Origin of the sequence: Rubrivivax sp. JA1026, assembly GCF_011065555.1 — a bacterium.
GTDB classification, from domain to species: Bacteria; Pseudomonadota; Gammaproteobacteria; order Burkholderiales; family Burkholderiaceae_C; genus Rubrivivax; species Rubrivivax benzoatilyticus.
This window is the reverse complement of sequence record NZ_JAALCQ010000014.1, coordinates 1-23,089: the sequence shown is the minus strand read 5'-3', so window position 1 is coordinate 23,089 and position 23,089 is coordinate 1. Positions and strand designations below refer to the sequence as shown.

The following is a 23,089-nucleotide window of genomic DNA, read 5'->3' as shown; positions in this document are numbered from 1 at the left end:
TCAGCGGCCGGCGGCCTTGAGCAAGAGGCGGTTGAAGGTCGGCGCGAAGTCGCGCTCCGCGGCGCGGCGCGCGGTGGCCTCGAAGTCGAGGCGCTGGCGGTAGACCGGGCGCTTGGTGACGAAGATCAGGATCGGGCGCGGGTCGGCACCGTCGCGCTTCCAAACGCCCCACTTGCGGCCGATGCGCGCCGCGAAGTACGGGGCGTTCTTCGCGTTGCGGCGGCTGCGGGCGCTGTCGGTCTTGCGCTGGTAGGGGTCGAAGGCGCTGCGGGTGGCGGTGAGGATCCGCTGGATCTCCCCGCGCTTGAGGTTGCCGAAGCTGTCGACCGGGGCCTCCTCGCCGAGCACCGCGTACTCGCGGCCCTGCAGCAGGCCGGCGTAGCGCATCGCACGCTCGAAGCGCTTCTCCTTGCGCTGGCCGCCGTAGACCTCGGGGAAAAGGTAGTCCTCGGGCAGAGTGCCGTTGTTGGTGGTGCGGTCCTTCACCGCGACACGCGCCACCAGCTTGGCCACCGACGCGGGCTCGATGCGCGTGCTGGCCTTGGTGTACGCGGTGGCGCCGCCCTCGAAGACGCTCGACATCTCCTCGACGATGTCCTTCTGGGCGCGCTGCACCGTGAAGGTCAGCGCCTGGGCCAGGATCTTGGGCTGCTCGGTCGTGACGAGCGCACGCAGGTCAGCCCCGATGTCGGCGGCATAGCGACCTGATCGGCGGACTTCGAGCATGGAGGAGACCCAAGAAAAAGGCCCCGGGGCTTACGCCGCGGGGCCGAACCGTCAGTGATGGAAACGACAATAAGGACAGCTTGAAACCGATCGTCTGGGCTGCTGGCGCAAGACCCCGACTACCGTTTTCAGGGCCAAATTCTGGGCAAAGTGTCTCCTGCTGGCGAGAGAAAAGATGTCTCCTCTGGAGGCGACATCTTTCCGCTTGACTTAGCCGAATCAGATTAATTCTGCTGGTCGCGTTGTGACGGTAATTCACGCAGCTCGGCGAGATTGCGGTCGAGGATCCGGCGGCTGGCCGTGTAGATCGTCTGCCGGCACTCGCGCACCAACCGATACCAGTGCGGCCGGCTGATACCCAGCGCGGCGGAAGCGGCCTTCACGCTGCGCACCCGCACGAGGTAGTGCAGCTCGAAGGCCCGCTTCGCCTGGTCCTCCGGCTGCGCCAGGAACGCCAGGTGAAACGCCGCCAGCTCGGCGCCGGCAGCGGCATCAGGCCCGCCGCTGGCCCGCAGCCGGCCACTGCTGCGCGACGTCAGCCGGCCCAGCACCGACGGCGGCAGCGACGGACGCACGTAGAGCTTGCGGGTGTGCACCCAGCTCGCCCACGCCAGCGCCAGCTCGTGCAGGTCGGGCTGCTGCGCCAGCTCGGCGGCGCTGATCCCCGGGCCGTCGTCGTCTTCGTCGGTGGCCGGTGCCGTGGCGGCGATGCGGGCGAGGTCGATCTGGATCGTGCTCATGAGCGGGAGAGTCCTCGGGAAATGACCCGGCGGCCGGTGGCCGGCTCCGGGGCGTAGATGACGCGCGGCCCGGCCGGCGGCGCCGGTGGCTCGGGCTCGGGCAGCGCCGGCGGGGGTTCCGCCGCGCTGGATTCGGCCGGCGGGGCGGAAATTCGGGCCGCTGGCGCGTTTTCTGGCTCGGGCTGGGGCTCTGGTAGCGCCGCGGGCGCTTCAGGGGCTGGAATCGGCGCGGCAGGTGCCGGCGCAGCCACCGGCGCCGCGGCAAAAAGGTCGGGCGTGACCTGGGCGGGCACCAGCTTGGCGCGCAGCCGGGCCCAGTCGGCAGCGGCCCAGCGGTGGATGCCGAGGTAGTGCGCGACCGCGAGATTGCCGACGGTGGCGTCGAGCATCTCGTTGCGGGCGCCTGGCGGCTTGACGTAGTCGCGGATCGCGCGGCCCTTGCGGTAGCTCACGACCTTCTTTTCGGACAGCAGCTGCGCGAAGAAGGCCTCGTCGAGCCCGGTGTGGAAGTGCATCGCACCGGGACCTTCTTTCAGGTGCAGCCGGTCGAAGAGGTAGTCCTTGGCGGTGTCGGTGCCGAGCATCCAGAGCCGGCCGCCGTCGGCCATGCGCTGGCCCTGCCAGTCGATGTCGACCTTGGTCGGCGTGCCGGCGATGATGGGCTTGTCGCGCGCCGAGTGGCCCTTGGTGGCCAGGCAGCCCATGTGCGTGACCTGGCCGGCGTAGTTGTAGACGTCCTGGGTGTTGGCGCCGCCCGAGTCGACGCCGTAGGCGCTGATCGGGATCAGCACGCCGCTCTCGTGCATCAGCGGCGTGCAGCGCAGTTCGTCGAGCTGGGCCCAGACGCTGCCCGGGGTCTCGCGCGACACGGTGGGCGAGCCCCAGAGCACGAAGTGGTCGAGGACCCAGTGCTCCATGCCGGGGCCCCAGGCCTCGATGGTGCCTTCCAGCCGGTTGGGCTGGGTGTCGGCGTACATCGTGACCACGAGCGCCCGGTCGGGGATGGTCCGCGGGGTGTAGGGCTCGGCCCGCTGAATCAGCTTCTGGACGGTGGTGCTCTGCTCGCTGCCGTCGTAGCTCTTGCCTTCGCGGGTGTTCGTGTAGGCCCGCATACCCTCGCGGTCGCCGGCCTTCTCCCGCTCACGAGCCCGCGCCAGCTGCAGCGCGAGGTCGAGCCAGGTGATGGTGCCCGGCGGCGCGTAGTAGGCCGGCAGCTCGAAGCTCACGGTCTCGCCGTCGCCTTCGGAGCGGGCGACCCATCGCGCCTGGCCACCGTAGCCCAGCTCGGGCAGCATGGTGGCCTTCTGGTGCTCCTCGATCTCGCAGCCGCACTCGGGGCAGACGAACCAGGCGCGGCTGACACGGCGCGTGTCGGCGTCGTAGTCGTAGTGGAAGTTCTCGCGTTCGAGCGGGTGCAGGTGGCCGCAGTGCGGGCACGGCACGTGGTACTGCTCCTGCGTGCCCTGATCGTGCTCCTCGTCGATGCGCGACAGGCCCTGCACCAGCGGCGTGCTGACGAGGTACTCCTTGCTGATGCCCTTGAACTGGGTCAGCCGCGCGCGGGCGATGTCGACGGGGTGGCCTTCGCCCGGGATGACCGTCATGCGGTCGACCTCGTCGCCGAAGACGTAGCGCGCCGACATCTCGGCCAGGTTGTTGGCGCTGCCGCTAGTGACGATGTGCGCCTCGCCACCATCGAACTCCTTGCAGTCGATGGTGTTGCGGTTGTCGCGGCTGCGCGGCTTGGCCACCTTGTCGCGGACGACGTCGCATGCGGCGATGGCCTTGCTGAGCCGGCTGCTGAGGCGCTTGGCCAGCTTGTCGCTGGGCTCCAGCAGGAGCATGTTTCCGGGGGCGCGGTCGATCCAGCCCAGCACGGCGTTGATCGCCGTCTGGGTCTTGAGCATCTGCGACGCCACCTTGGCGACGACGCGGGCGGCCGGGTGCGTCGGCGACAGGCATTCCAGGATCCGCCGCGCGTAGGGGGTGTGCGCCAGGCGGTACGGCCCCGGGAACGGGCTGCCCTTGGGCAGCACGACGTGCTCTTCGCTCCACTGGTCCAGGCGCAGCTCGGGGTCGGGCTGCATCGCGGTGGCGATGGCCCGGGAGACCTCGGTGAACCCGTCGTGGAGATTCATTCGGCCGCACCCTCCCCGCCGCCCGTCTGCATCGGCTGGCGGATGTCATCGGGCAGCACGGTGGTGCGCTCGCTCAGCGTGTCCACGAGCGTCTGCAGGGTACGGCGGGCGAAGGTGTCAAACAGCTCGGCCACGGCGCGGTCGATCTGCACGCGGATCTCGCGCTCGTCGGTCAGCGGCGCCAGCACCGGGGCGATGCGGCGGCCGAGCACCAGGCCAGCGTCGCGCAGCTCGCGGAAGCGGGTGAAAACGGCCTGCAGGGCCTGCTCGCGGTCGAGGACCGACTTCTTGGCCTTGGCCAGCTCGATCTCGGCGCGCTCCAGCTCCACACGCTCGCGCCGGGCGCGGTCGCGGTGGTAGTCCTCGCCATCGTCGCTGTCGTCATCGGCCGAGCTACGGCCAGTGCCTCGCCCCCGAGGGGCTCCCGGGCCGCGTGCCGACGTCCGCGCGCCGGAGTCCGCCCGAGCCCTGGTGTTCTGCGCCCACTGGATGTCAGCGACGGCCGCGTCGATGCGCTTCTTCCCGTCGACCTCGAGAGCCGTGATCCGGCCCTCGGCGATCGCCTTGCGCACCGCCTTCTCGTCGCAGCCGCGGTGCCGGGCGTACTGGGAGATGGTCAGGTCGAACGCCATCGGACTACCGGGCCTCCATCGGAACGGATTTCGGACTTTTCCCCCGGCCAGCCACTGGCGCGAGGACGGGGGCCGAATTACCCGCGTGGGTCGCCCGTCCGGGAGGACCCATAGGGGGGTGGGGGACGGGATTGGCACGGTTCATGCCGAACCGGTCGACCGTGTTGCGCCTGTTGCGTTGCCTGTTTCGCCGTAAGTCGTTGTCGTTACTTGTGTTGCGCTGTTTCGAGTGGGTGGCAGCTACGCGAAGGGGGAGAACGGGGGAACGATGCAGCCCAACCCCCGCGCGCACACGCGCAAACGAAGTAAACCCATGAACGGCGTAACTCGCGTAACGACAGGCACTTACCGCGCAACAGGCAGCGCAACAGCGAAATATTCCAAGGCTCATGCGGCCTCCCCTTCATCAGCAGCGCGGCCGTAGTCGTTGGCCAGGCGCTCGAAGCTGCGCACGGCATCCCAGGCCCACTCTCCCTCGGTGATGCCGTTTGGCGCCCCCGTTCCACGAGGCAGCCAACAGCGCACGGTCTTGCGCCCGCCGTGGTCGTCCTTCAGGGCGATGGCCTTGTAGGTGAGCGCCGGCGGTCGCCGCCTCTTGGTCTCTGGGTCGAGCTCGACACGCTCGCGCACGAAGCGCTCGGCGGTGCGGGTAAACATCGCCTGGCCGCGGAAGTCGCGCTCGCCGTTGAGCTGGCACCAGCGCATGTAGACCCGGAAGAGCTGCTCGGCGGAGCACACGCGCAGCGGCAACGGCAGCAGGCCGCCCAGCCACTCCATCACGAAGCGCTCGGCTGGCTTCATGCCCAGCTCCATCAGCGCCTCTTTCGCCTCGGTCATCAACGGCTTCGTCCACTCGTTGAAGTCGTCGAGGTCGACCTGCTGAAGCCAGTACATCCACTTGCCCAGTCCGTCGCGGTCCATGAAGTCCGCCACGCGGAGATATAGGTCGGCATCCTCAGCGGCCGGCGTGTAGATCACCAGGTGCCGCCGGTCGTCCCATTCGAGCGCCACCGGCATCAGCTCGTTGGACAGGAAGATGATGTTCGCGTGGTTGCTTTCCCAGCGAACCTCCTGGTGCATGCCGCGGATGGGGATCTCGTCCTCGGTGATGACCCACTTGAGCTTGTTCTTCTGGTGGAACAGCTCTTGGCGGGTGACGACCTCGTTGCCGATGAGCAGCAGCTTGCCGCTCATGTAGCCGTTGAACCGATCGTCCAGCTCGGACTGGCCGACCATCTTCCCGTAGCGGCCGAGGATCTTCCGCAGCGCGTCGCAGAACATGTTCTTGCCGGTGCCCTGCGGCCCGTGGAACACGATCGCGAACCGCATCTTGGCGCCAGGCCGCTGGACGATCGTCGCGCACCACTTGAGCACCTGATCCTTGACCGCCTCGACGCCTTCCGCAGTGCGAGCACTGACCTTGCAGAGGTGGTGCAGCAGATCGAGCATCGGCTTCACGTCGCGTTCTTCGCACTCGACGGGCTCGGTGGGCAGGCCGTCGAACAGGTTGACGCAGTCCTCGGGCAGCTCGACACCAGGCTCGAACTTGATCTGCTCCGGCATCAGCAGGCGCCGCTCGGGATGGGCCAGCCACTGGTTGACCACTGGCGCGCCGAAGATGAGCCGAAGGTTCTTCACCTGCATCAGCGCCCGCTTCGTGCCGTCCCACACCTGATCGGTGCCGTAGACCAGCGCGAACTTCTCCAGCAGCAGCTCGACCGTCGAGGTGTTCACCCGGGTGTTTCGCTTCCTGCCGCCGCCCTTGGCAGGCACCAGAGCAGCCACCGCCGACGCTTCACCATCCTCAGCAGGGGCGGTGTCTTGCGCCTCGGGCGGAATGTCGTCTGGCGGCGGCCCTTCGAGGACGTGAGCCGGCGGCTCAGGATCCGCAGCACGCGGCCGCTTCGCCGGGCCGGAGAGCTGCACGCCAAGCCTCGCGGCCAGCCAATGCAGCGCGTCCTTCGGTGACCTGGCACCGCCCCACTTGAGCACGACGTCGATGGGAGACATGGGCGTCTCCTCGCCGAAGTCGTAGACGCCTTCGGGCGCAAGCTGCAGATCCTCCTCCAGCTCGCGACCCAGCGCCTTGCTGGTCACCCTCCACCCGTAGCCGCGCCGAGTCGCCTTCGGAAAGAGCGCAGGCACCCAGGCGTCTACGGCGCGCAGAGCCTCGTCGTTGACCCGTCGGAAGTCATCGCCGCCGCTGGCGCCCCCCTCCCCCCTTGGCGGGCGGGTAGGCGCGGCCGATTCCACCGCGGCCGGCGCTGCAGCGGCGCGGGTGGCCGCTTTGGCTTGCCGCGCCTGCTCTTTTGATCGGTCCACCAGCATGCGCAGGTAGTCCAGCGCATAGGAGGCAATGGGGCGCACCTGCTCCGGCGTGCCCTCGAAGTGCCGGCCGGTGCAGGTGAAGTAGCGCCCGCCGCAGTAGACCTCCACCCCGATCGGGTCATGCTTGAAGCTGTCGGTCTGGCCAGCGCAGATGATGTGCAGGCCGTTGCCCGACGGGCTCCACTCGGTGTAGCTGGCGCATGCCTCGACGATCGAGCGGTGATGCTGCTGCATCTCACCCGTGCCCTCGACGATCGGCGAATCGAGATCGATGCCGATCAGTCCGTCGTCCCCGAGGAACGCGAAGCCGATGCCGCTGAAACGGCCGGTGTCAAGATACGCCGCTACGGCGTCGGCGAGGTGCGCCAGCCTGGATCGGTCCTCTGGGCCTCCCAGCTCTCCAAAGCGCTTCGACCCGCCCACGTAGTACGGCACCTTGATGACGCCGCGCTCCGGGTGCACCTCTTCGCGCCAGAGCAGCCACTGCTGGCGATCGCGCATCGCGTCGGGCAGCGTGCGCAGCAGGCGATCAGAGATCGCCTCGCGTTCTTCCGCCGGCGGAATGGGCGTCGGCTGTGTCGCCTTGACCATGCGTGTCAGCCCCTGCCCTGCCTCCGCCGCACGACCAGCTCGCGCTCGTGGTCAGCGCGGCAGTCGGCGTCGCAGTACACGAGGCCCGACAGCAGCTCGGCGCCGCAGCTCTGGCAGACGCCGTGCTGCACCGCCTGGCGCGAGCGCCGGGCCTGCTCGGCCATCGCGATGGCGCGGTGCTCTTCTTCGCGTCGGGTGGCGAGGTCGTCCTCGCCGAGCCGCTCGCTCGTGTCCGCGTCGGGTTGGATCGGGTGGGGCGACATCAGCGGCGGCGCCCCTTCGGAGTCTGGAAGCCCGCCTCCGCCAGCACAGCGGGCAGGTCCTGCAGCATGCGCTGCACGCGCAGCACGGCCTCGGTCTGCACGACGCTGTCGTCGCCCAAATACTTGGCGATCAAGTAGTGGATCGGCGTCTTGTCGCCGGTCTCGCGGATGTACGCCTCCAGGTCGTCACAGCCGAACTTGCGCTGGCTGTCGTCGGCGAGCTCGCTGGAGAGGTTGCCGGGGCTCTTGTCGAGCTGGCCGGCGATGCGCTTCAGGCCGCGCTGATACACGCCCTGGGCCACGACGTCACGCACGTGGCGGTAGCGGGACAGGATCCCCTCGTCGTACTCGAGGGTCATCTGCCGTCGCGGGTGAGAACCGCTGAAAACGTCTGATGTCATCTTGGATCAGTCCTTCTCGGTCGTTTTCACTCGTCGCGCTGACGATGCGACCCATGGACGCATCGCAACGCAGACGCTCAGGTCGGCCCGGCTCGGGCGGGCTCTTCTCGGATCGGGATCACGTGAGCGCAAAGCCACGTGTGCCCGTCATGGGTGGCGGCCGGGCGCATCGCGCCGGCGGCGTAGCGGTAGCGCTGGCAGCGGCGGCACAGCGGCAGGGGGCGGGCGGGGTTGACCGGCGACAGCCGGCCGGCGCACGCCGCTTCGTGGTGGGGGCACGCCCAGCCTTCAGCGGTCTGGACGACCTCGGGCTGGCGCTTGCCGGCGCTCTCCAGCCAGGCGCATGCCGTGCAGAGGGGATTGGGCGGGCGGCTGATGACGCCGGGGCAGGCTTCAGGCGGGGGCGACAACGCGGAACCTCCGGCCTATTGCTGTTGACCAGGCTGCGCTGCTGGCGAGCTGCTCTCCGCCACGGGCTGCTGCGTCGCCCCAAGCTCGGCGGCAAGCCGGGCCAGCGCCAGCACGTCATCGGCTGACCGCGGCGCGCGACCGTTCCACCACTTCGACAAGCGAGGCTGCGGAATGCCCGTCCGACGCGAGATCTCCGCTTGGCTCAAGCGGGCAGACCGAAGCCGGCCGAGGATGACGTTCATCTGGCTCATGGCCGCAGTCTATGCGATATCGCAATCGCATTTCAAGCGCACGCCGGTCGCGCGCTAGCCCACGATGCCCGCGACCATGCCCACAACCGTCAGTCCAACCCTCAAAGAGCGACACAAGCTCTTCAACCTGCTGCTGGCCCGAGCGGGCCTCACGCCCAACAGCCTCGCCGCTGTCATAGCGATGCCCACGGCCCAAGGGAACATCTGGCGCTACTCCAAGGGGGAGGTGGCCGATCCGCGAGGGAAGTGGGTCCAGGCTGCGGCCACCTACCTGAAGGTGCACCGGACAGCCCTCGTCGACGACGATGCCGCGCGGATAGAGGCCGAACGTCAGGGCCTGTCGTTGAATGCGGCCAATGAACCGGCAACTAGATACCACCCGCCAGAGAGAAAGCGTCAGGCAGGCATAGACCCCGGAATGCTGGCACTACAGATTGCCGATCTAATGCGCGGTTTCAGCGAGTCGCAGAGGCGAATTGCAGCCCCTCTATTTCAAGGCGCGGCCGAGAATCCCGACGAGGCACCCAAGATTGCAGCAGCCCTCAGGGCATTACTGCTCAATCCAGAAAAACAGTCCGCGACGGGCACATAAAGTCCCAAGTTCGCATGTTTCCGACTGTTAAGAATGTCAACAAACCCCGCGCTCAAGTGGTCCATGCCGCGCGGATCATCTGCCTGGATGATGCTCGCCGGTCACGCACCATCGTCTCGCGCGGTTGAGGCTTCGCTGGTGGCCTTGCTGGGCCTCTTGCTGTGCGCCGACACCGTCGACGCTCAGAGCTTGCATCGGTGCAAGGATGCGGATGGCGGCACCGTGATGACGGATCGCCCATGCAATCCGCCGCCGAATCAAACGCGCACTGAGTCGACGCCTCAATCTCGCCCGGCGCCACGTGGCATTTCAGAGGCCGACCGGCGCGCATTTCTTGAAAAGTTCGATTCAGGCGTCAGCGACGCCATCCAGAAAGAAGCGCAGAGAACTCCAAAGATTGTTTTGCCTTCGGTAGATGGGAAAACCGCGTCGAGCCGAATGCAGTTTTCTGAATGCCAGCGGTCCGTGCGAGCGCTTCTTTTGTCCGTCGAAGGGCAATACCGAACTGCCCCGGTCATCGTCTCGGCCGACGTCACCGTGCACCGCATCTGCCAGCCCGGCGGATCGGTCCTTGTCGCGTGCAACGCGACAGACCACGTGCTGACCGTCATTCCGTCGAAGGACGACCCGCGCTGCTAGGTGCACCCCAATGCGATAGCGCATTGACACCCTGATTGCGATATCGCATGATGCGATCCGTCATCCCCGACGGAGCGCACCATGGACCCCTGCACGACGAAGCCGATCCCCGGCGCCGCCCAGGCGCTGCTGCGGCCCGACCGCATCGCGGTCGACATCAGCGACCCCGACGAGTGGGGCGACGTCCACATCACGATCGGCCGCGACGAGCGTGCGCGCCTGACGTCGGCTGTCCAGCAGTACCGCATCGACGCGCCCAGCACGGGCGGTGATGCCCTGTGGCTGACGCGCGGCCAGCTGGTGGCGCTGATCGCCGCCGGGCAGGCGCTGCTGGAGCCGCGCAAGCTGCCGGAGCGCAAGGGGTCAGCGCAGGCGGCCAAGGCAGCTGCCGCCGCCACGCCTGCTGTCGAGGCCGAGACGCCGCTTGGCGTGCGCCTGCGCCCGTCGCAGGCGCGGCTGCAGGCCATCGACCGCATGCCGATCTGCGGCCCGCTGCAGGGCGTCGCACTCGCCGGCTGCGACCACACCAGCGACCTCATCACGTCGCGCACCGGCGCGACGTCGCTGTACGGGCTGCGGAACGGCTTCGGCCACGACCAGTGCCCGCTCGACGCCCCCGATGACGTGCCTTCCGGCAGTCACCGCACGATTCCGTCGAGCAGCGTCGGCGGGACGCTCTTGGTGCTGGCCGACATCCGCCGGGGGCGCACGTAATGGCCCGCGTCCTCCGCTCCGCCCTCGACCCCGACCGCGAGGCCCAGGCGCTGGCGGCCGATGCCGCCGACCGTGAGTCCGACGCCGCCCTCTGGCGCCGCCTGCACAGCATGCCCACCGGCGAGCTGGAGCACGACCACCCTGCCGTGCGCCAGGCCGAGGAGGACTGCGCCATCGGACCGCTGGGCCGCGCCGCCATCGCCGCGGCGCTGGTGCTGGCCATTGCCGCGTCGGCGGCCTGGCCCTGGGGCTTTGCGACGGGGGTGGCGCCGTGAAGCCCTTCGACCGCCCCCTGCCCAGCACCTGGGTGCTGCTGTGGATCCTGGCCGGCGTGCTGGCCGAGGCTGCGATGGAGCGTGTGGCCGCCTGGGTGCGCGCCGAGCGCACGCGCGGCCTGATGCTGACCTCGGCGACCGTCTACCTGTCGCTGCTGGCGGCCTACTTCGGGTGGCTGGCATGACCCGGCGCCCCGAGATCCTGCAGATCGTGCGCGAGTGGCCGCACTGCGTCATCGTGCGGCTGTCGCTGCCGATGCCGGCCGGCGCCCGCTCGATCGGCGTCTATGTGCTCGTGGAGCCCAAGACGGCCGCGCCCTCCACGCTGCGCCTGCGCGGCGACCACGGCGAGGTGCTGCTGCTCGACCTGATCACGCAGCGCGTGCAGCTGCAGCGCGCGGGCTTGTGGGAGCCCTGCGGCACGATGCTGGCGGGCGACGTGCTGCGCCTGCTGATGCACGTCTACGACGCCAGCTTCGCGGCCGGCAGCGAGACGATGCGCTCGGTCTTCTGGCAGGTGGCCGCATGAGCCGCGACCAGATCTGCACGTACTGCGGCCAGCAGGGACACCGCGCCCACGCGTGCCCGCGGCGCGCGAAGGCCGCGGCGGCGGCACCCAAGGCCTACCGCAGTGACGATGACGACCCGAGCTTTTTGCGCGGCTACGTCGCGGGCTGGCGCACCGGCGCCGCGCACTGCGTGGCCTGGGCGTTGATGGGCGCGGCCATCGGCACGGCGGCCACGGCCAGCTACCTGGGCGTGATGCCGTGAGCCGCGCCGAGCCCGACCTCACCCGCGACGACCTGCATGCCGCGCTGCAGCGCATGCGGCAGCGGCTGACGTGGCTGCCGCAGGACCTGGACACCGCCCTTCAGCGGCCGATGGTCCGCGCCGGCCTGCTGGGCTACGCCCGCGAGCTGCAGCGCCAGCACCGCGCCGCCAAGCCCGTGCCGCCGGCCGCCACCCGCCTGCGCCTGCCGCGCCTGCCGGCGGGCGCCTTCGATGCCCGTCGCGCCGCTGCCGGCGACCGCGACGACTGACCACCCCACCCCGACGAGGACCACCGTGCTCGACCGCACCTTTCGCCCGCCGACCGCGCCGCTGTCGGCCTTCCGCCCCAGCCCCACCAATCCGCGCAAGCGCTTCACCGAGACGGCCATCCGTGACCTGGCCGACAGCATCGCCGAGCACGAGCTGCTGCAGCCCATCGTGGCGCGCCCCTGGCCCGACGCGAAGCCGGGCGACGTGCCATTCGAGATCGTCGCCGGCGAGCGCCGCTGGCGCGGCTGCAGCCTGCTGACGAGCGAGGGCCGGTCGCCCTACGGCGACCAGATCCCGTACCTGCTGCGCGAGCTGACCGATGCCGAGGTGCTGGAGATCCAGCTCGTCGAGAACATCCAGCGCGAGGACCTGCACCCGCTGGAAGAGGCCGAGCACTACCAGCGCATGCGCACCGACCCGCACAAGCCGGCGAGCGTCGAAGACATCTCGGTCAAGGCCAAGATCTCGACCCAGCGCGTCTACGACCGGCTGACGCTGCTGCAGCTGGTGGACGCGGCGCGCGAGGCCTTCCTGGCCGACCGCATCAACGTCAAGCTCGCCCTGCAGATCGCCCGCATGCCGCAGCGCATCCAGGCCGAGCTGGTCGAGCACCTGGCCAACTGGGCGGGCGAGCCGATGGCACCCAAGGCCGCGGCGGCGTTCATTCGCGAGCGCTACATGCTGCGCCTGGTGGGCGCGCCGTTCGACCCCGAGGACGCCACGCTCCCGGGCGGCAGCTGCGGATCGTGCCTGAAGCGCACCGGCTCGAATCCGTCGCTCTTCGGGGACGTCAGCGACGCCGACACCTGCACCGACACCGCGTGCTTCGCCGAACGCAAGGCCGCGGCGCGCGAGCGCGAAGTCGCCGAGTGGCGCGACGCCGGCTACACGGTGCTGACGGGCGACGAGGCCAAGGCCGCCACGACTCCCGACGGCCGCCACCTGGCCGGCGGCTGGTACTCGCCGCAGACCCAGGTGCCGGCCAACATCGGCGACCCGGCCTACACCGTCGAGCAGGTGCTGGAGAAGGGCCACGCCCCGGCCAAGGCCACCTGCATCATCGACCACCCTGCCGGCACGCCGCTGCTGCAGGCGGTCTCCTTCGAGCAGCTCGAACGCTGGCTCAAGAAGATCAAGCGCCACCGCGACCAGCTGACGCGCGCCGCGGCCGAGAAGGCGGCGCGGCAGGGCGGCACCGAGGCCGAGCCGGCGGACGATGACGACGACGGCGGCCGTGAGGTGCAGAGCACGACCGAGCAGCGCCCCGACGACTCCCGGCCCGGCGTGCAGGTCAGCGGCGAGACGGCCGACGGCGAGACGCTTGATGCGCCCGCAGCCGAAGACGACCTCGCGGACGTCATTGCAGATCTGCTGACCGTCGCGCCGCCTAAGCCGCACGCCGGCAAGATCGACGGCCTCACGCCTGCGCAGTACCAGCGCCGCGAAGAGCTGCGTTTGCTGGCCATCCTGGTGACGGAGGCGGTCATCGCCCGATGGCGCGACGACGCCACGTGCCTGCCGTCGCTGGAGCGGCTGGCGCCGATGCTGACCGCCGCGCTCAGCGAGGGCAGCGAGCCGGTGCTGAGCTTTGCCGACCTCGCGCAGCTGCTGCAGGTGCGCACGCCTGACGAGAGCGGCCTGGGCGTCGTGGAGTGGGCCGCCAAGCTGCCGCTCGACATGCGCCCGCTGCTGGTGGTGCTGCAGCTCGCGCTGCAGGCGTCCAACGGCGACGACCCGTTCAGCGGCAACGCCTTGGCCATCGCCCAGCTGATGGACATCGACTCGGCGCCGCTGGTCCAGCAGGCGCACGAGACCGTCGAGCAGGTGATGCGCGTGCACGCTATCCAGCACGGCCAGCCGCACGGCAACACCGGCAAGAAGGTGCCGGTCAAGTACCGCAACGCCGAGACCGGCGACACCTGGAGCGGCCGGGGTCTCAAGCCGCGCTGGCTGGTGGCCGAGCTGGACAAGGGCCGCAGCCTCGACGACTTCCTCGTGGGCGGTGGCGAATGAGCGCCGACGACGACTTCCCCGACCCCGAGGTCACGCCGATCGCGGCCATGTGGGCGGCGTACCAGCGGCAGTGTCTGCCCCAGGCCCTGCCGTCTGACGAGCGCTTGCTGGCCCGCCGTGCCTTCTACGGCTCGGCGCAGGCGCTGATGACGCTGCTGCAGCGCATTGCCGAGCTGCCCACGCGCGACCGAGCCGAGCTGATGACGGCGATCGACAGCGAGCTCGCCGTGTTCCTGGCCACGACCGGACTGCCCACCGCCGAGGAGCAGCAGACGTGAAGCCCTCCCCCGTCGCCACCGGCATCGAAGCCCTGGTGTGCGAAGACATCGCCCGCCGCCAGGCGATGGGGCTGGCCAAGTACGGCCAGACCCTTGCCGACAACCCCGCGCCGCTGCGTGAGCGCCTGCAGCACATGTACGAGGAGCTGCTGGACGGCGCGAACTACTGCCGCTGGGCCATCGCCCAGCTCGACGGCCAGGACATCGCCCAGCCCGAGACCGCGACGCAGCCGCCCGTGCGGCTGGAGCTGCGTGTCGACGCCCAGCGCCGCACCGCGGTGTGCAGCGCGCTGCACGACTTCGCCGAGCGGCTGCTCGACGAGGACATGCCCATCGGCGCCTTCGCGATCCATCACGACCACGGCGGCCTGCTCGAAGGCGAGTTCCTTGAGCACCCGGCCGCCGCCGCTGCCACCCCCACCGGAGACCCGCTGTGACCACCACGACCACCCCCCAGGCCCAGCCCGCGCGGCAGTGGGCCATCGTCGAGATCTTCGGCCGCACGACGATCGCCGGCGCCATCAGCGAGCACACGATGGGCAGCGAGTCGCTGCTGCGCGTCGACGTGCCCGAGGTGCGCTACACCGACGAGAGCTACGTCGAGGGCAAGCTGCAGCTGGTGGAGCGCACGATCCCCGCGCACACCAAGCTGCTGGGCGTGCGGGCGATCTACAGCATCGCCTACGTCGACGAGGCCGCGGCCATCCTGCAGGCCCACGACATCAAGCACGAGCCGGTGACGCCCTGGCGCCTGCGTGATGCGCTGCGCGACCTGCCGGCCCACGAGCGCCACGAGCTGCTGACCGCGGCCAGTGGCGGCGACGAGCGCCCGTTCTGAGGCTGCGGCGATGAGCACCCGCATGCGAGCCCTGTCGATCCGCCAGCCCTGGGCCTGGCTGATCGTCAACGGCCACAAGCCTCTCGTGAACCAGACTTGGCCGACGCAGCACCGCGGCGACCTGCTGATCCACGCCGGGCAGGTCTTCGACCATGAAGGCTTGCTCCGCGTGATGCAGAGCTTCCCCGGGCTGCGGGCCGTGCTGCCCGAGCAGTACGACCTCGGCGGCATCGTCGGCCGCGCTCAACTCGTCGCGTGCGTCGAGCACCACGAGAGCCGCTGGTTCACCGGCCCCTACGGCTTCGTGGTGCACGACCCGCGCCCGCTGCCCTTCGTGCGGTGGCGCGGCGAGCTGGGGATCTTCAGCGTGCCGATGAGCGACGCGCTGCACGCCTCCCTGCACTTCAACGACCCCGCCGCCGCCGAGGCAGCGGGGCAGAACCGCCTGTTCGGCTGAGACCATGCCCCGCAGCAGCAAACCCCGCAAGGCCTACCGGCCCCGCCCGGCCGGCGGCGTCGACACGATGGCCCTGGCCAAGACCCAAGTCGCGATGCTGGACCAGGACCAGCAGATTCAAGGCATCCGCGACGCCCGCATCGGCTTCGCCGACCTGCGTGCCGGCCGCGGTGGCCGCGACGCCTGGGCGGCCATCGTCGGCCGCCTGGACGTGGCGCTGTGCCTGGCGCAGCACCACGGCATCGCAAGCGACCGCGTGCCCGAGCTGACGGCCGGCCTCCAGGCCCTGGCCGACCTGTTCGAGCGTGCTGCCTGCAGCCGATCGTGGACCATGCGCGGCCCCGAAATCAGCGCCGTGCAGCGTGCGCTCGACTTGTACGCCATCCAGCTGCAATACGTCGCCCAGGGCGAGCTGATGCGCGCCGCCGCGACCGTGCGCATGCGCCACCAGCAGGTGCGCGCCGGCAACGTGCCGGCGGGCGCCATCGTGCTGGACGGGCGGGCGGGAGCTGCGGCATGAGCACCGACCTCCGCACCAAGCTGCTGGCGCTGGCCAACCGCCGCACCGGCGTCACGATGCTGTACGCGCGCCGGGCCACCGACGCCAGCGAGCCGGCCATCCTGGCCGCGCTGCAGGCGCTGGTGCAGGACCTCGAGGTGACCTATCGGGCGCCCGAGGGCGTGCGCTGGGCCCGATGGTTCGGCTTCAGCGAAGACGCCGACGCGTGGGTCGAATCGCTGGCGAAGCCGCAAGCCCAGGCTCAGCCGAAGGCCCCGGCCAGGCACGGCCCGCCGCTGACCAACATCCCGAGCGCTGCTCGCCAGCGTAAGGGCCTGCGGCTGGACGTCGGTGCCGACGTCCAGCCGCCGGGCGTGAAGTTCACTCGCGGGCCGACGATGACGCACGACCCGCGCTTCCAGTGCGACCCGACGCAGCGGCACTACGGTGCCGGCTTCGCCGCGGCGGGCATCGGCCGCGACGTCACGACGGGCAAGGGGTGGGGGCAGTGATGCGCGCGGTCGATCTGTTCGGACCTGCGCCAGCAGCAGCCTCGCGGCACTGCGACCGCAAGCGCCGACGCTTCAACCAGTACGGCCGCGTCGCCATCGGCCAGCGTGTGCGATTCGAGCGGCTCGAGCTGGCTCCCGGTTGCCAGTCTTGGGGACGCGATGCCTGCACCGTCACCATCTGCAGCGAGCACGTCGTCACCGAGATCTGCGAAAGCGAAAGCGGTGCTCTCGTCACGTTGGTCGACGCCGACGGCGATCGCATCCGGCGCTGCTTCGATGGCGACGGCCAGCTGTGGGGCGGATTCGGCGGCCTTGACGTTCTGTCCGATGCGCCGCTGCAGGCGTCGATCCCGACGTTGCGGAGGACCGCCTGATGCGCACCCCCCAGTACATCCTCCCCCTCGACGACGAGCTGATCGTCGACCTGTTCGCCGGCGGCGGCGGTGCCAGCACCGGCATCGAGGCGGCCCTCGGCCGGCACGTCGACATCGCTGTGAACCACGACCCGATGGCCGTGGCCATGCACCGCGTCAACCATCCCCAGGCGCAGCACTTCCTGGCCGACGTCTGGGAGGTCGACCCGGTCACGGTGTGCGCAGGCCGGCCCGTCGGCCACCTGCACGCCAGCCCCGACTGCACGCACTTCAGCCAGGCCAAGGGCGGCCAGCCGCGCGACCGCGCGATCCGCTCGCTGTCATGGGTGGTGCACCGCTGGGCCGGCAAGGTGCGCCCCCGCGTCATCACGCTGGAGAACGTCGAGCAGATCCTGCAGTGGTCGCCGCTGGTCGCGAAGCGCGACCCGGCGACTGGCCGCGTCGTGCGGGTCGACGGCACGGTGGCCGAACCAGGCGAGCGCGTTCCGGTTCACCAGCAGCAGCTCGTGCCGGATCAGCGGCACCGCGGGCGCAACTGGCGCCACTTCGTCGACGGCCTGCGCCGCATGGGCTACGACGTGCAGTGGCGCAAGATCATCGCCGCCGACCACGGCGCGCCGACCACCCGCGAGCGGCTCTACATGGTCGCCCGCTGCGACGGTGAGGCGATCGAGTGGCCCGAGCCGACCCACGCGAAGAAGCGCACGCGAGGCAGCGCCCGCAAGCCCTGGCGGCCCGTTGCCGACATCATCGACTGGAGCATCCCCTGCCCGTCGATCTTCGACCGCAAGCGCCCCCTGGCTGACGCGACGATGCGCCGGGTGGCGCGCGGCACGTGGCGCTACGTGCTGACGGCCGCCGAGCCGTTCATCGTGCCAGTGAAGTCGTGGAGCGGCGGCGGCAACGACAGCGCGTCGATCGACGATCCGCTGCGCACGGTGACGACCAGCAAGCGAGGCGAGTTCGCCGTCTGCGCGCCGATCATCGCGCCGATCACGCACCAAGGCGCCGACCGCGGCCGGTCAGCCACCGAGCCCCTGGCCACCGTGACGACCGCCAACCGCGGCGAGCACGCACTGATCGGCGCAACGCTGATCCAAGCCGGCTACGGCGAGCGTGAAGGCCAAGAGCCTCGCGTGCCCCACCTGGACAAGCCGCTGGGCACGATCGTCGCCGGCGGCCGGAAGCACGCGCTGGTGAGCGCCTTCCTGGCGCAGATGAACGGAGGCTTCTACGACGAGCGGGGAGGCGCCGGCCGCGGTGCCGACGTCCCGCTGTCGACCATCACGAACCGCGGCACGCAGCAGCAGCTGGTGACGGTGCATCTGGCGCCCGAGCACGAGGCCGGGGCCCTGCGCGTCGCCGCGTTCCTGATGCACTACTACGGCAGCGGCGGCCAGCACGGCGACCTGCGCGACCCGGCGGCCACGATCACCACGCGCGACCGCCTGGCGCTCGTCACCGTGACGATCTCCGGCACGCGCTACGTCATCGTCGACATCGGCATGCGCATGCTGGTGCCGCGCGAGCTGTACCTGGCGCAGGGCTTCCCCATCGCCTACGTGATCGACCGCGGCATCGACGAGCAGGGCCGCGAGATCACGCTCACCAAGACCGCCCAGGTGCGCATGGTGGGCAACTCGGTGTCGCCCCTGCCGATGCACGCGATCGTCGCCGCCAACCACCGCCGCCGCGCCGCGGCGATGAGGAGGGCCGCCTGATGGCATCCCCCGCCCCCTACCCCACCGCCCGGCACCAGCCGCGCGCCCTGGCCACCGCCCAGACCGGCTACGCGGCCGACTCCAGCCAGGACCTGCGTGCCGGGCTCTACGTCGCCGAGCTCGACGACGCCGAAGCGCTGCGCCTGCTGGTGGCGCTGCAGCGCCGCCCGATCAACGTCAACACCCTCCGAGGAGGTAACGCCTGATGTCCAACGTCCTGAACGCTCTGCACGCCGCAGGGATCAACCCCTTCGCGGTGACGCTGGTGGCGGAATCGCTGCTCAAGAGCCCGATCGCCGCCCGCTCTGCGAACGAGCCGCTCGACTTCTTCTTTCCGGTGAAGCGCGAAGACTGCGCGGGCTTCATCGGCGTGAGCTTCACCCTCCAGGCCGTCGAAGCATCGTCGGCCGAGACCCAGCCCACGCCGGCGCCGGCACCGGCCGAGCCGGTGGCGCCCCCTGTCGCGTGGCCGCACGACGCGACCGACCGCGTGCACCAGCTGATGGGTCAGCTTGCCGAGAAAGAGCTGCAGCGCATGGCGCTGCACGACGGGCTGCGTCGGCTGCTGTGCGCCGTGAACGCCCAAGCCGCGACGCTCGACGAACGCACGGCGGCGCAGGCCTTGCTGTCTGCCTCCGATGCCGCGAAGCTGACGCGCCGCGTCTATCTGGTCGCCACCGGCTCGGTCCACGAGGGCCAGGAGACCTACACCCGGCACGACGACGCCCCGCCGCCGCTGTGCGACGCGGAGTGCCTGTATGCCGCCCCTGCCACCACGGCGCAGGCCGAGCCGGTCGCGGATGAGCGACCGACTCGCGATGACCTGATCGCCGCGCTGTCGTTCTACGCGAAAGGCGAGCACTTCGTCATGAGCGATTCCGGCGCCTGGGACACGGTGAGCGGCGAGCCGCAGAACTGGTACTGCGACGAGGCCGGCACCGCGATGGTCGAGGACGGGACGATTGCCTCCAGGACGCTCGACGGGCAGTTGACCGCGCAAGACATCGCCGCGATGGACGACGAGGACGGCAGTGCAACGGGCGAGGGGGTGTGAGATGCCGTTCCCTGGCTACACCCCGATGACCGACGCCGCGCAGGCGCACGCACATCGTCGGCTGCTGGATCAAGCGGCGACCGGTGCCCGCGTGCTCGACGTGGCCTCTGAGCTGGCCGCGCTGCGCAAGGACATCGCCGAGCTGCGGGCGCTGCTCGCGCCGCCGTCGAGCGTGATCCTGACCGGACCGGACGCGATGCGCGTCTTCGAGCGGCTGACGCAGGAAGGCGGTGCCGCATGAGCCTGCTGACCATCGCCATCACCGTCGGCGTCCTGCTCGCCATCGCCGGCGCCGCCATCGCGCTGAAGGTCTGGTGCGAAGTGCAGGCGGCCGAGCGCGTGTTCCGCCTAGCCCGTGCTCGCGCGTGGCTGGAGAAGGACGACGCGGCCAAGCGCTGGGAGTGCGTCACGACCCACGAGGCCGCCGAGGACATCCATCGCGGCGCGATCGTCGTCATCGGCGGCGACAACATGGCGCGCCTGTGGCGCGCCGATGACGACAGCGACGCCGGCGCCACCCAGGCCAAGACCGGAGGCGCGTGATGAGTGATTTGCTGATCTTCACCATCGGGATGGTCGTAGGGATCGTCATCTTCGTGTTTGGCTACTGGTTCCGGGAGGATCACCGTGGCTGAGAACAGCGCGGTCGAGTGGTGCGACCACACCTTCAACCCGTGGATCGGCTGCACGCGCGTCTCGCCGGCGTGCGACCACTGCTACGCGGCCTGCAGCACGCCGGCCAGGACGCTGGGCATCGAGTGGGGCCCCCACGCCGAGCGGCACCGCACTGCGGCGGCGAACTGGGACAAGCCCATCGCATGGAACGCTCGTGCGGCTGAGTTCGAGGCCCAGCACGGCCGGCGGCAACGCGTCTTCTGCGCCAGCCTCGCTGACGTCTTCGACCGCGCGGTTGAACCCGAGTGGCGCCGCGACCTGTTCATGCTGATCCACGACACGCCGCACCTCGACTGGCTGCTGCTGACGAAGCGCATCGGCAACGCCGAACGCATGATCGAGGACGCTCTCAGGGGCATGTGGAACACGCACTCGACCATCGGATCACCCTGGCCATGGCCGAACGTCTGGATCGGCGCCACGGTGGCGACGCAGGCCGAGGCCGACCGCGACATCCCGAAGCTCCTCGCCACGCCGGCGGCGGTGCGCTTCGTCTCGATCGAGCCGATGCTGGGGCCGATCGACTTGACGCGTCTGCCGCATGATGGCGACGGCGCCGGAGACGCGCTGGCCGGCGAAACGTGGATCGAACACTGGCTCGACGACGAGGGCACCGAACGCCTCCGCGAGCGAGTCGGCTCCTACGGCAGGCTGGACTGGGTGATCTGCGGCGGCGAGAGCGGCCCGCACGCCCGGCCGATGTCCCCGCAGTGGGCCCGCGACCTGCGCGACCAGTGCGCCGCCGCCGGCGTGCCGTTCCTCTTCAAGCAGTGGGGCGAATTCACTGCTGGCGAGCCCATCCCGGACAAGTGCAGCGCCGACGACCGATCCGCATGGCGCAGGGACCAGCGCGGGCAGCACTGGAACGACCCGATGGAGGCCGGCATCGCGATGGACCAGTTGGCTCCGGTCAAGTTCATCAAGGTCGGCAAGAAGGCCGCCGGCCGCCTGCTCGACGGCGTGCTGCACGATGCCTACCCCACGGTGCGCCATGGCTGACCAGCCTCAACGCATCCAGCTCAGCCGCACCAAGGGCTGGCGCCTCCCGCCCGGCGCGGTGAAGGTCGACCGCTCCACGCGATGGGGCAACCCCTTCCGGTCCAGCGAGCACTCGATGACTGGCCAGGCCGAGATCCGGCTGGCCAACGGCATGCACAAGCTCGTCGACGACTGGTGGAGCGCCCAGACCACCGTCGAACTTTTCGAAGCCTGGATCCAGGGCCGCCCGGTGCTGGACCCGGCCTATCTCGACGGCCGGCTGGTCGCGCACCCGAAGACCCTGCCGCTCCGCCCTGACCTGTCCCCCCTCCGCGGCAAGCACCTCGCGTGCTGGTGCCGCATCGGCCAGCCCTGCCACGCCGACGTGCTGCTGCGCCTGGCCAACGCTCCCGCCTGACCTCACCGTGCAGCTGCTCCCCCGCCTCGTGCGCCAACGCGACGCTCCCGCATACCTCGGCATGGACCGCAACCGCTTCGACGCGGACGTGCGGCCGGCACTCACCGAGGTGCCTATCGGCGACCGGGCCATCGCCTACGACCGCTTGGAACTCGACGCATGGGCGGACGAGTACATTGCGGCCCGTGGGCGCCCTGGTCGCATCCGGAAAGGAGCGAAAACGACATGCGAACCAGGACCAAAGGGATCCAGCTCGACGGCAACGGCGAGCGGACAGTCGACAAGCAGTACCGCGGACAGCGGATCTTCGAGCGCCTCGGCGCCGTCTCCCAAGACGAAGCCGAGGCGTGGCTCCGCCAGCGGCAAGCCGCGATCGACGCCCAGCGAGAACTCGACCTTCGACAGGGCCATGAGCAGCTGTTTCGGGCCGCTGCAGGCAAGTACCTGCTCGAGCTGAAGGCAGCGCAGGACGTGCGCACGCTGGGCACCATCAGCGGCCACGTCCTGCTGCTCAACGAGTGGATCGGTGACGAGCCGCTCGGCCAGGTCTGCAACGACAGCTTCACGCGCTTCAAGGCCGACCGCCTGGCCGGCCGGCGGGCAGACGGAAGCACGAAGGTCGACGGCAAGCCCGTGCGGCCGGTGTCGCCGGCGACGGTGAACCGCTCGCTCGAGGTGGCCCGCACGGTGCTCAACCGAGCGGCTCGCGTGTGGCGCACGAACGGCAAGCCGTGGCTGGGCGCCGCTCCGCTGATCGAGATGCTCGACGAGTCCGGCGGCCGCAAGCCGCGCCCGATGAGCTGGGCCGACCAGGCGGAGCTGATGAGGCACCTGCCCGGCCACCTGCAGCGGATGGTGACCTTCGCCGTCAACACCGGCGCCCGCGACGAGAACGTCTGCGGGCTGCGGTGGAGCTGGGAGGTCCCGGTGCCGGAGGCGGGCCGCAGCGTTTTCGTCGTGCCCGCCAGCGAGTTCAAGAGCAAGCGTGCCCACGTGCTGATCCTCAACGACGTCGCCTGGCGGATCGTCGAGGAGCAGCGCGGCAAGCACGCCGATTTCGTCTTCGTCTACCGCCGCGAGCGGGTCGTGCATCTGCGCAAGCCCCCGGCGATGAAGTACCACCGGGTCGGCACGATGAACAACACGGCCTTCCAGCGGGCGCGCGAGGCCGCCGGTCTCGACGGGGTGCGGGTGCACGACTTCCGCCACACCTTCGGGCAGCGGCTGCGCGATGCCGGCGTCGCGGAGGAGGACCGGGCGCTCCTGCTCGGCCACTCCACGGGAGAGATGACGCAGCTCTACGCCACAGCCACGGTCGCGAGGCTGGTGGAGGCGGCGAACAGGGTGCAGGAGACGCGTGACCGGACGACGCTGCTGCGCGTCGTCAACGGGTGAGAGCCCGGAAAGTCACGCACGGAGTCACGCAGCAAAGAAAAACGGGTTAGCCCTTTCGGAGCTAACCCGTTGATCTAGAACGAAGTTCTGGCGCGGCTGGCAGGAATCGAACCCACGACCCCTTGGTTCGTAGCC

General features: G+C 70.0%; 31 protein-coding genes and 1 pseudogene. 24 read left to right on the top strand and 8 right to left on the bottom strand.

What is annotated here, in order from left to right:
- From G5B56_RS19460 to G5B56_RS20160, 8 genes and pseudogenes are all read right to left on the bottom strand, one after another.
- Positions 1–726 carry a hypothetical protein gene (locus tag G5B56_RS19460; protein ID WP_164964298.1) on the bottom strand — a complete coding sequence of 242 codons (726 nt, stop codon included), beginning with the start codon at positions 724–726 and terminating at the stop codon, positions 1–3.
- Positions 727–950: 224 nt separating this feature from the next.
- Positions 951–1,466: a hypothetical protein gene (locus G5B56_RS19455; RefSeq protein ID WP_164964297.1), complete on the bottom strand. Its 516-nt coding sequence runs from the start codon at positions 1,464–1,466 to the stop codon at positions 951–953.
- Positions 1,463–3,604: a phage terminase large subunit family protein gene (locus G5B56_RS19450; protein ID WP_164964296.1), complete on the bottom strand. Its 2,142-nt coding sequence runs from the start codon at positions 3,602–3,604 to the stop codon at positions 1,463–1,465. Before G5B56_RS19450 ends, G5B56_RS19455 begins: the two co-directional genes overlap by 4 nt.
- Complete coding sequence (locus G5B56_RS19445; protein WP_164964295.1) at positions 3,601–4,236, bottom strand: hypothetical protein; 636 nt, start codon at positions 4,234–4,236, stop codon at positions 3,601–3,603. The genes G5B56_RS19450 and G5B56_RS19445 overlap by 4 nt, the downstream gene beginning before the upstream one ends.
- Positions 4,237–4,623: 387 nt before the next feature.
- The gene (locus tag G5B56_RS19440; RefSeq protein ID WP_164964294.1) at positions 4,624–7,155 is read right to left on the bottom strand and encodes a DUF5906 domain-containing protein; all 2,532 of its coding nucleotides are present in this window, start codon (positions 7,153–7,155) and stop codon (positions 4,624–4,626) included.
- 5 nt (positions 7,156–7,160) lie between these two features.
- Positions 7,161–7,418 carry a hypothetical protein gene (locus G5B56_RS19435; protein WP_164964293.1) on the bottom strand — a complete coding sequence of 86 codons (258 nt, stop codon included), beginning with the start codon at positions 7,416–7,418 and terminating at the stop codon, positions 7,161–7,163.
- The gene (locus G5B56_RS19430) at positions 7,418–7,777 is read right to left on the bottom strand and encodes a hypothetical protein (RefSeq protein ID WP_164964292.1); all 360 of its coding nucleotides are present in this window, start codon (positions 7,775–7,777) and stop codon (positions 7,418–7,420) included. Before G5B56_RS19430 ends, G5B56_RS19435 begins: the two co-directional genes overlap by 1 nt.
- Before the next feature lie 602 nt (positions 7,778–8,379).
- Positions 8,380–8,472, bottom strand: a pseudogene (locus G5B56_RS20160) (hypothetical protein); the annotation flags it as partial.
- Between the two features lie 85 nt (positions 8,473–8,557).
- On the opposite strand from G5B56_RS20160, the gene G5B56_RS19420 reads away from it, so the two are divergent.
- The 24 genes from G5B56_RS19420 to G5B56_RS19305 all read left to right on the top strand — a co-directional run bounded on the left by G5B56_RS19420 (position 8,558) and on the right by G5B56_RS19305 (position 22,954).
- Positions 8,558–9,073, top strand: coding sequence for a hypothetical protein (locus G5B56_RS19420; protein WP_164964290.1), 516 nt, complete (start codon positions 8,558–8,560; stop codon positions 9,071–9,073).
- A gap of 87 nt (positions 9,074–9,160) precedes the next feature.
- Positions 9,161–9,712 carry a DUF4124 domain-containing protein gene (locus G5B56_RS19415; protein ID WP_164964289.1) on the top strand — a complete coding sequence of 184 codons (552 nt, stop codon included), beginning with the start codon at positions 9,161–9,163 and terminating at the stop codon, positions 9,710–9,712.
- A gap of 81 nt (positions 9,713–9,793) precedes the next feature.
- Positions 9,794–10,426 carry a hypothetical protein gene (locus tag G5B56_RS19410; protein WP_164964288.1) on the top strand — a complete coding sequence of 211 codons (633 nt, stop codon included), beginning with the start codon at positions 9,794–9,796 and terminating at the stop codon, positions 10,424–10,426.
- A complete protein-coding gene (locus G5B56_RS19405) occupies positions 10,426–10,701 on the top strand; it encodes a hypothetical protein (protein ID WP_164964287.1) in 276 nt (91 codons plus the stop codon). The genes G5B56_RS19410 and G5B56_RS19405 overlap by 1 nt, the downstream gene beginning before the upstream one ends.
- The gene (locus G5B56_RS19400; protein WP_164964286.1) at positions 10,698–10,886 is read left to right on the top strand and encodes a hypothetical protein; all 189 of its coding nucleotides are present in this window, start codon (positions 10,698–10,700) and stop codon (positions 10,884–10,886) included. The genes G5B56_RS19405 and G5B56_RS19400 overlap by 4 nt, the downstream gene beginning before the upstream one ends.
- Positions 10,883–11,230 (top strand): hypothetical protein, encoded by a 348-nt coding sequence (locus G5B56_RS19395; RefSeq protein WP_164964285.1) that lies wholly within the window; start codon positions 10,883–10,885, stop codon positions 11,228–11,230. The genes G5B56_RS19400 and G5B56_RS19395 overlap by 4 nt, the downstream gene beginning before the upstream one ends.
- Positions 11,227–11,472, top strand: a complete 246-nt coding sequence (locus tag G5B56_RS19390) for a hypothetical protein (protein ID WP_164964284.1) — start codon at positions 11,227–11,229, stop codon at positions 11,470–11,472. The genes G5B56_RS19395 and G5B56_RS19390 overlap by 4 nt, the downstream gene beginning before the upstream one ends.
- On the top strand, positions 11,469–11,741 hold the full coding sequence (locus G5B56_RS19385) for a hypothetical protein (RefSeq protein ID WP_164964283.1): 273 nt from the start codon (positions 11,469–11,471) through the stop codon (positions 11,739–11,741). Before G5B56_RS19390 ends, G5B56_RS19385 begins: the two co-directional genes overlap by 4 nt.
- A gap of 25 nt (positions 11,742–11,766) precedes the next feature.
- The gene (locus tag G5B56_RS19380; protein ID WP_164964282.1) at positions 11,767–13,755 is read left to right on the top strand and encodes a ParB/RepB/Spo0J family partition protein; all 1,989 of its coding nucleotides are present in this window, start codon (positions 11,767–11,769) and stop codon (positions 13,753–13,755) included.
- Positions 13,752–14,033 (top strand): hypothetical protein, encoded by a 282-nt coding sequence (locus G5B56_RS19375; RefSeq protein ID WP_164964281.1) that lies wholly within the window; start codon positions 13,752–13,754, stop codon positions 14,031–14,033. The genes G5B56_RS19380 and G5B56_RS19375 overlap by 4 nt, the downstream gene beginning before the upstream one ends.
- A complete protein-coding gene (locus tag G5B56_RS19370) occupies positions 14,030–14,470 on the top strand; it encodes a hypothetical protein (protein WP_164964267.1) in 441 nt (146 codons plus the stop codon). Before G5B56_RS19375 ends, G5B56_RS19370 begins: the two co-directional genes overlap by 4 nt.
- Positions 14,467–14,871, top strand: coding sequence for a hypothetical protein (locus tag G5B56_RS19365; protein WP_164964280.1), 405 nt, complete (start codon positions 14,467–14,469; stop codon positions 14,869–14,871). Before G5B56_RS19370 ends, G5B56_RS19365 begins: the two co-directional genes overlap by 4 nt.
- A gap of 10 nt (positions 14,872–14,881) precedes the next feature.
- Complete coding sequence (locus tag G5B56_RS19360; RefSeq protein ID WP_164964279.1) at positions 14,882–15,328, top strand: ASCH domain-containing protein; 447 nt, start codon at positions 14,882–14,884, stop codon at positions 15,326–15,328.
- Positions 15,329–15,332: 4 nt separating this feature from the next.
- Positions 15,333–15,848 carry a hypothetical protein gene (locus G5B56_RS19355; RefSeq protein ID WP_164964278.1) on the top strand — a complete coding sequence of 172 codons (516 nt, stop codon included), beginning with the start codon at positions 15,333–15,335 and terminating at the stop codon, positions 15,846–15,848.
- Positions 15,845–16,339 carry a hypothetical protein gene (locus tag G5B56_RS19350; RefSeq protein ID WP_164964277.1) on the top strand — a complete coding sequence of 165 codons (495 nt, stop codon included), beginning with the start codon at positions 15,845–15,847 and terminating at the stop codon, positions 16,337–16,339. The genes G5B56_RS19355 and G5B56_RS19350 overlap by 4 nt, the downstream gene beginning before the upstream one ends.
- Positions 16,339–16,713 carry a hypothetical protein gene (locus G5B56_RS19345; RefSeq protein WP_164964276.1) on the top strand — a complete coding sequence of 125 codons (375 nt, stop codon included), beginning with the start codon at positions 16,339–16,341 and terminating at the stop codon, positions 16,711–16,713. The genes G5B56_RS19350 and G5B56_RS19345 overlap by 1 nt, the downstream gene beginning before the upstream one ends.
- Positions 16,713–18,434: a DNA cytosine methyltransferase gene (locus tag G5B56_RS19340; RefSeq protein ID WP_164964275.1), complete on the top strand. Its 1,722-nt coding sequence runs from the start codon at positions 16,713–16,715 to the stop codon at positions 18,432–18,434. Before G5B56_RS19345 ends, G5B56_RS19340 begins: the two co-directional genes overlap by 1 nt.
- A complete protein-coding gene (locus tag G5B56_RS19335) occupies positions 18,434–18,640 on the top strand; it encodes a hypothetical protein (RefSeq protein ID WP_164964274.1) in 207 nt (68 codons plus the stop codon). Before G5B56_RS19340 ends, G5B56_RS19335 begins: the two co-directional genes overlap by 1 nt.
- Positions 18,640–19,488, top strand: a complete 849-nt coding sequence (locus G5B56_RS19330) for a hypothetical protein (RefSeq protein WP_164964273.1) — start codon at positions 18,640–18,642, stop codon at positions 19,486–19,488. Before G5B56_RS19335 ends, G5B56_RS19330 begins: the two co-directional genes overlap by 1 nt.
- A 25-nt stretch (positions 19,489–19,513) precedes the next feature.
- A complete protein-coding gene (locus G5B56_RS19325; RefSeq protein WP_164964272.1) occupies positions 19,514–19,729 on the top strand; it encodes a hypothetical protein in 216 nt (71 codons plus the stop codon).
- Positions 19,726–20,031, top strand: coding sequence for a hypothetical protein (locus G5B56_RS19320; RefSeq protein WP_164964271.1), 306 nt, complete (start codon positions 19,726–19,728; stop codon positions 20,029–20,031). The genes G5B56_RS19325 and G5B56_RS19320 overlap by 4 nt, the downstream gene beginning before the upstream one ends.
- Before the next feature lie 84 nt (positions 20,032–20,115).
- Positions 20,116–21,162 carry a phage Gp37/Gp68 family protein gene (locus G5B56_RS19315; protein ID WP_164964270.1) on the top strand — a complete coding sequence of 349 codons (1,047 nt, stop codon included), beginning with the start codon at positions 20,116–20,118 and terminating at the stop codon, positions 21,160–21,162.
- Positions 21,155–21,559 (top strand): DUF4326 domain-containing protein, encoded by a 405-nt coding sequence (locus tag G5B56_RS19310; RefSeq protein ID WP_164964269.1) that lies wholly within the window; start codon positions 21,155–21,157, stop codon positions 21,557–21,559. Before G5B56_RS19315 ends, G5B56_RS19310 begins: the two co-directional genes overlap by 8 nt.
- Positions 21,560–21,784: 225 nt before the next feature.
- Positions 21,785–22,954, top strand: coding sequence for a tyrosine-type recombinase/integrase (locus G5B56_RS19305; RefSeq protein ID WP_164964268.1), 1,170 nt, complete (start codon positions 21,785–21,787; stop codon positions 22,952–22,954).
- Positions 22,955–23,089: the final 135 nt, after the last annotated feature.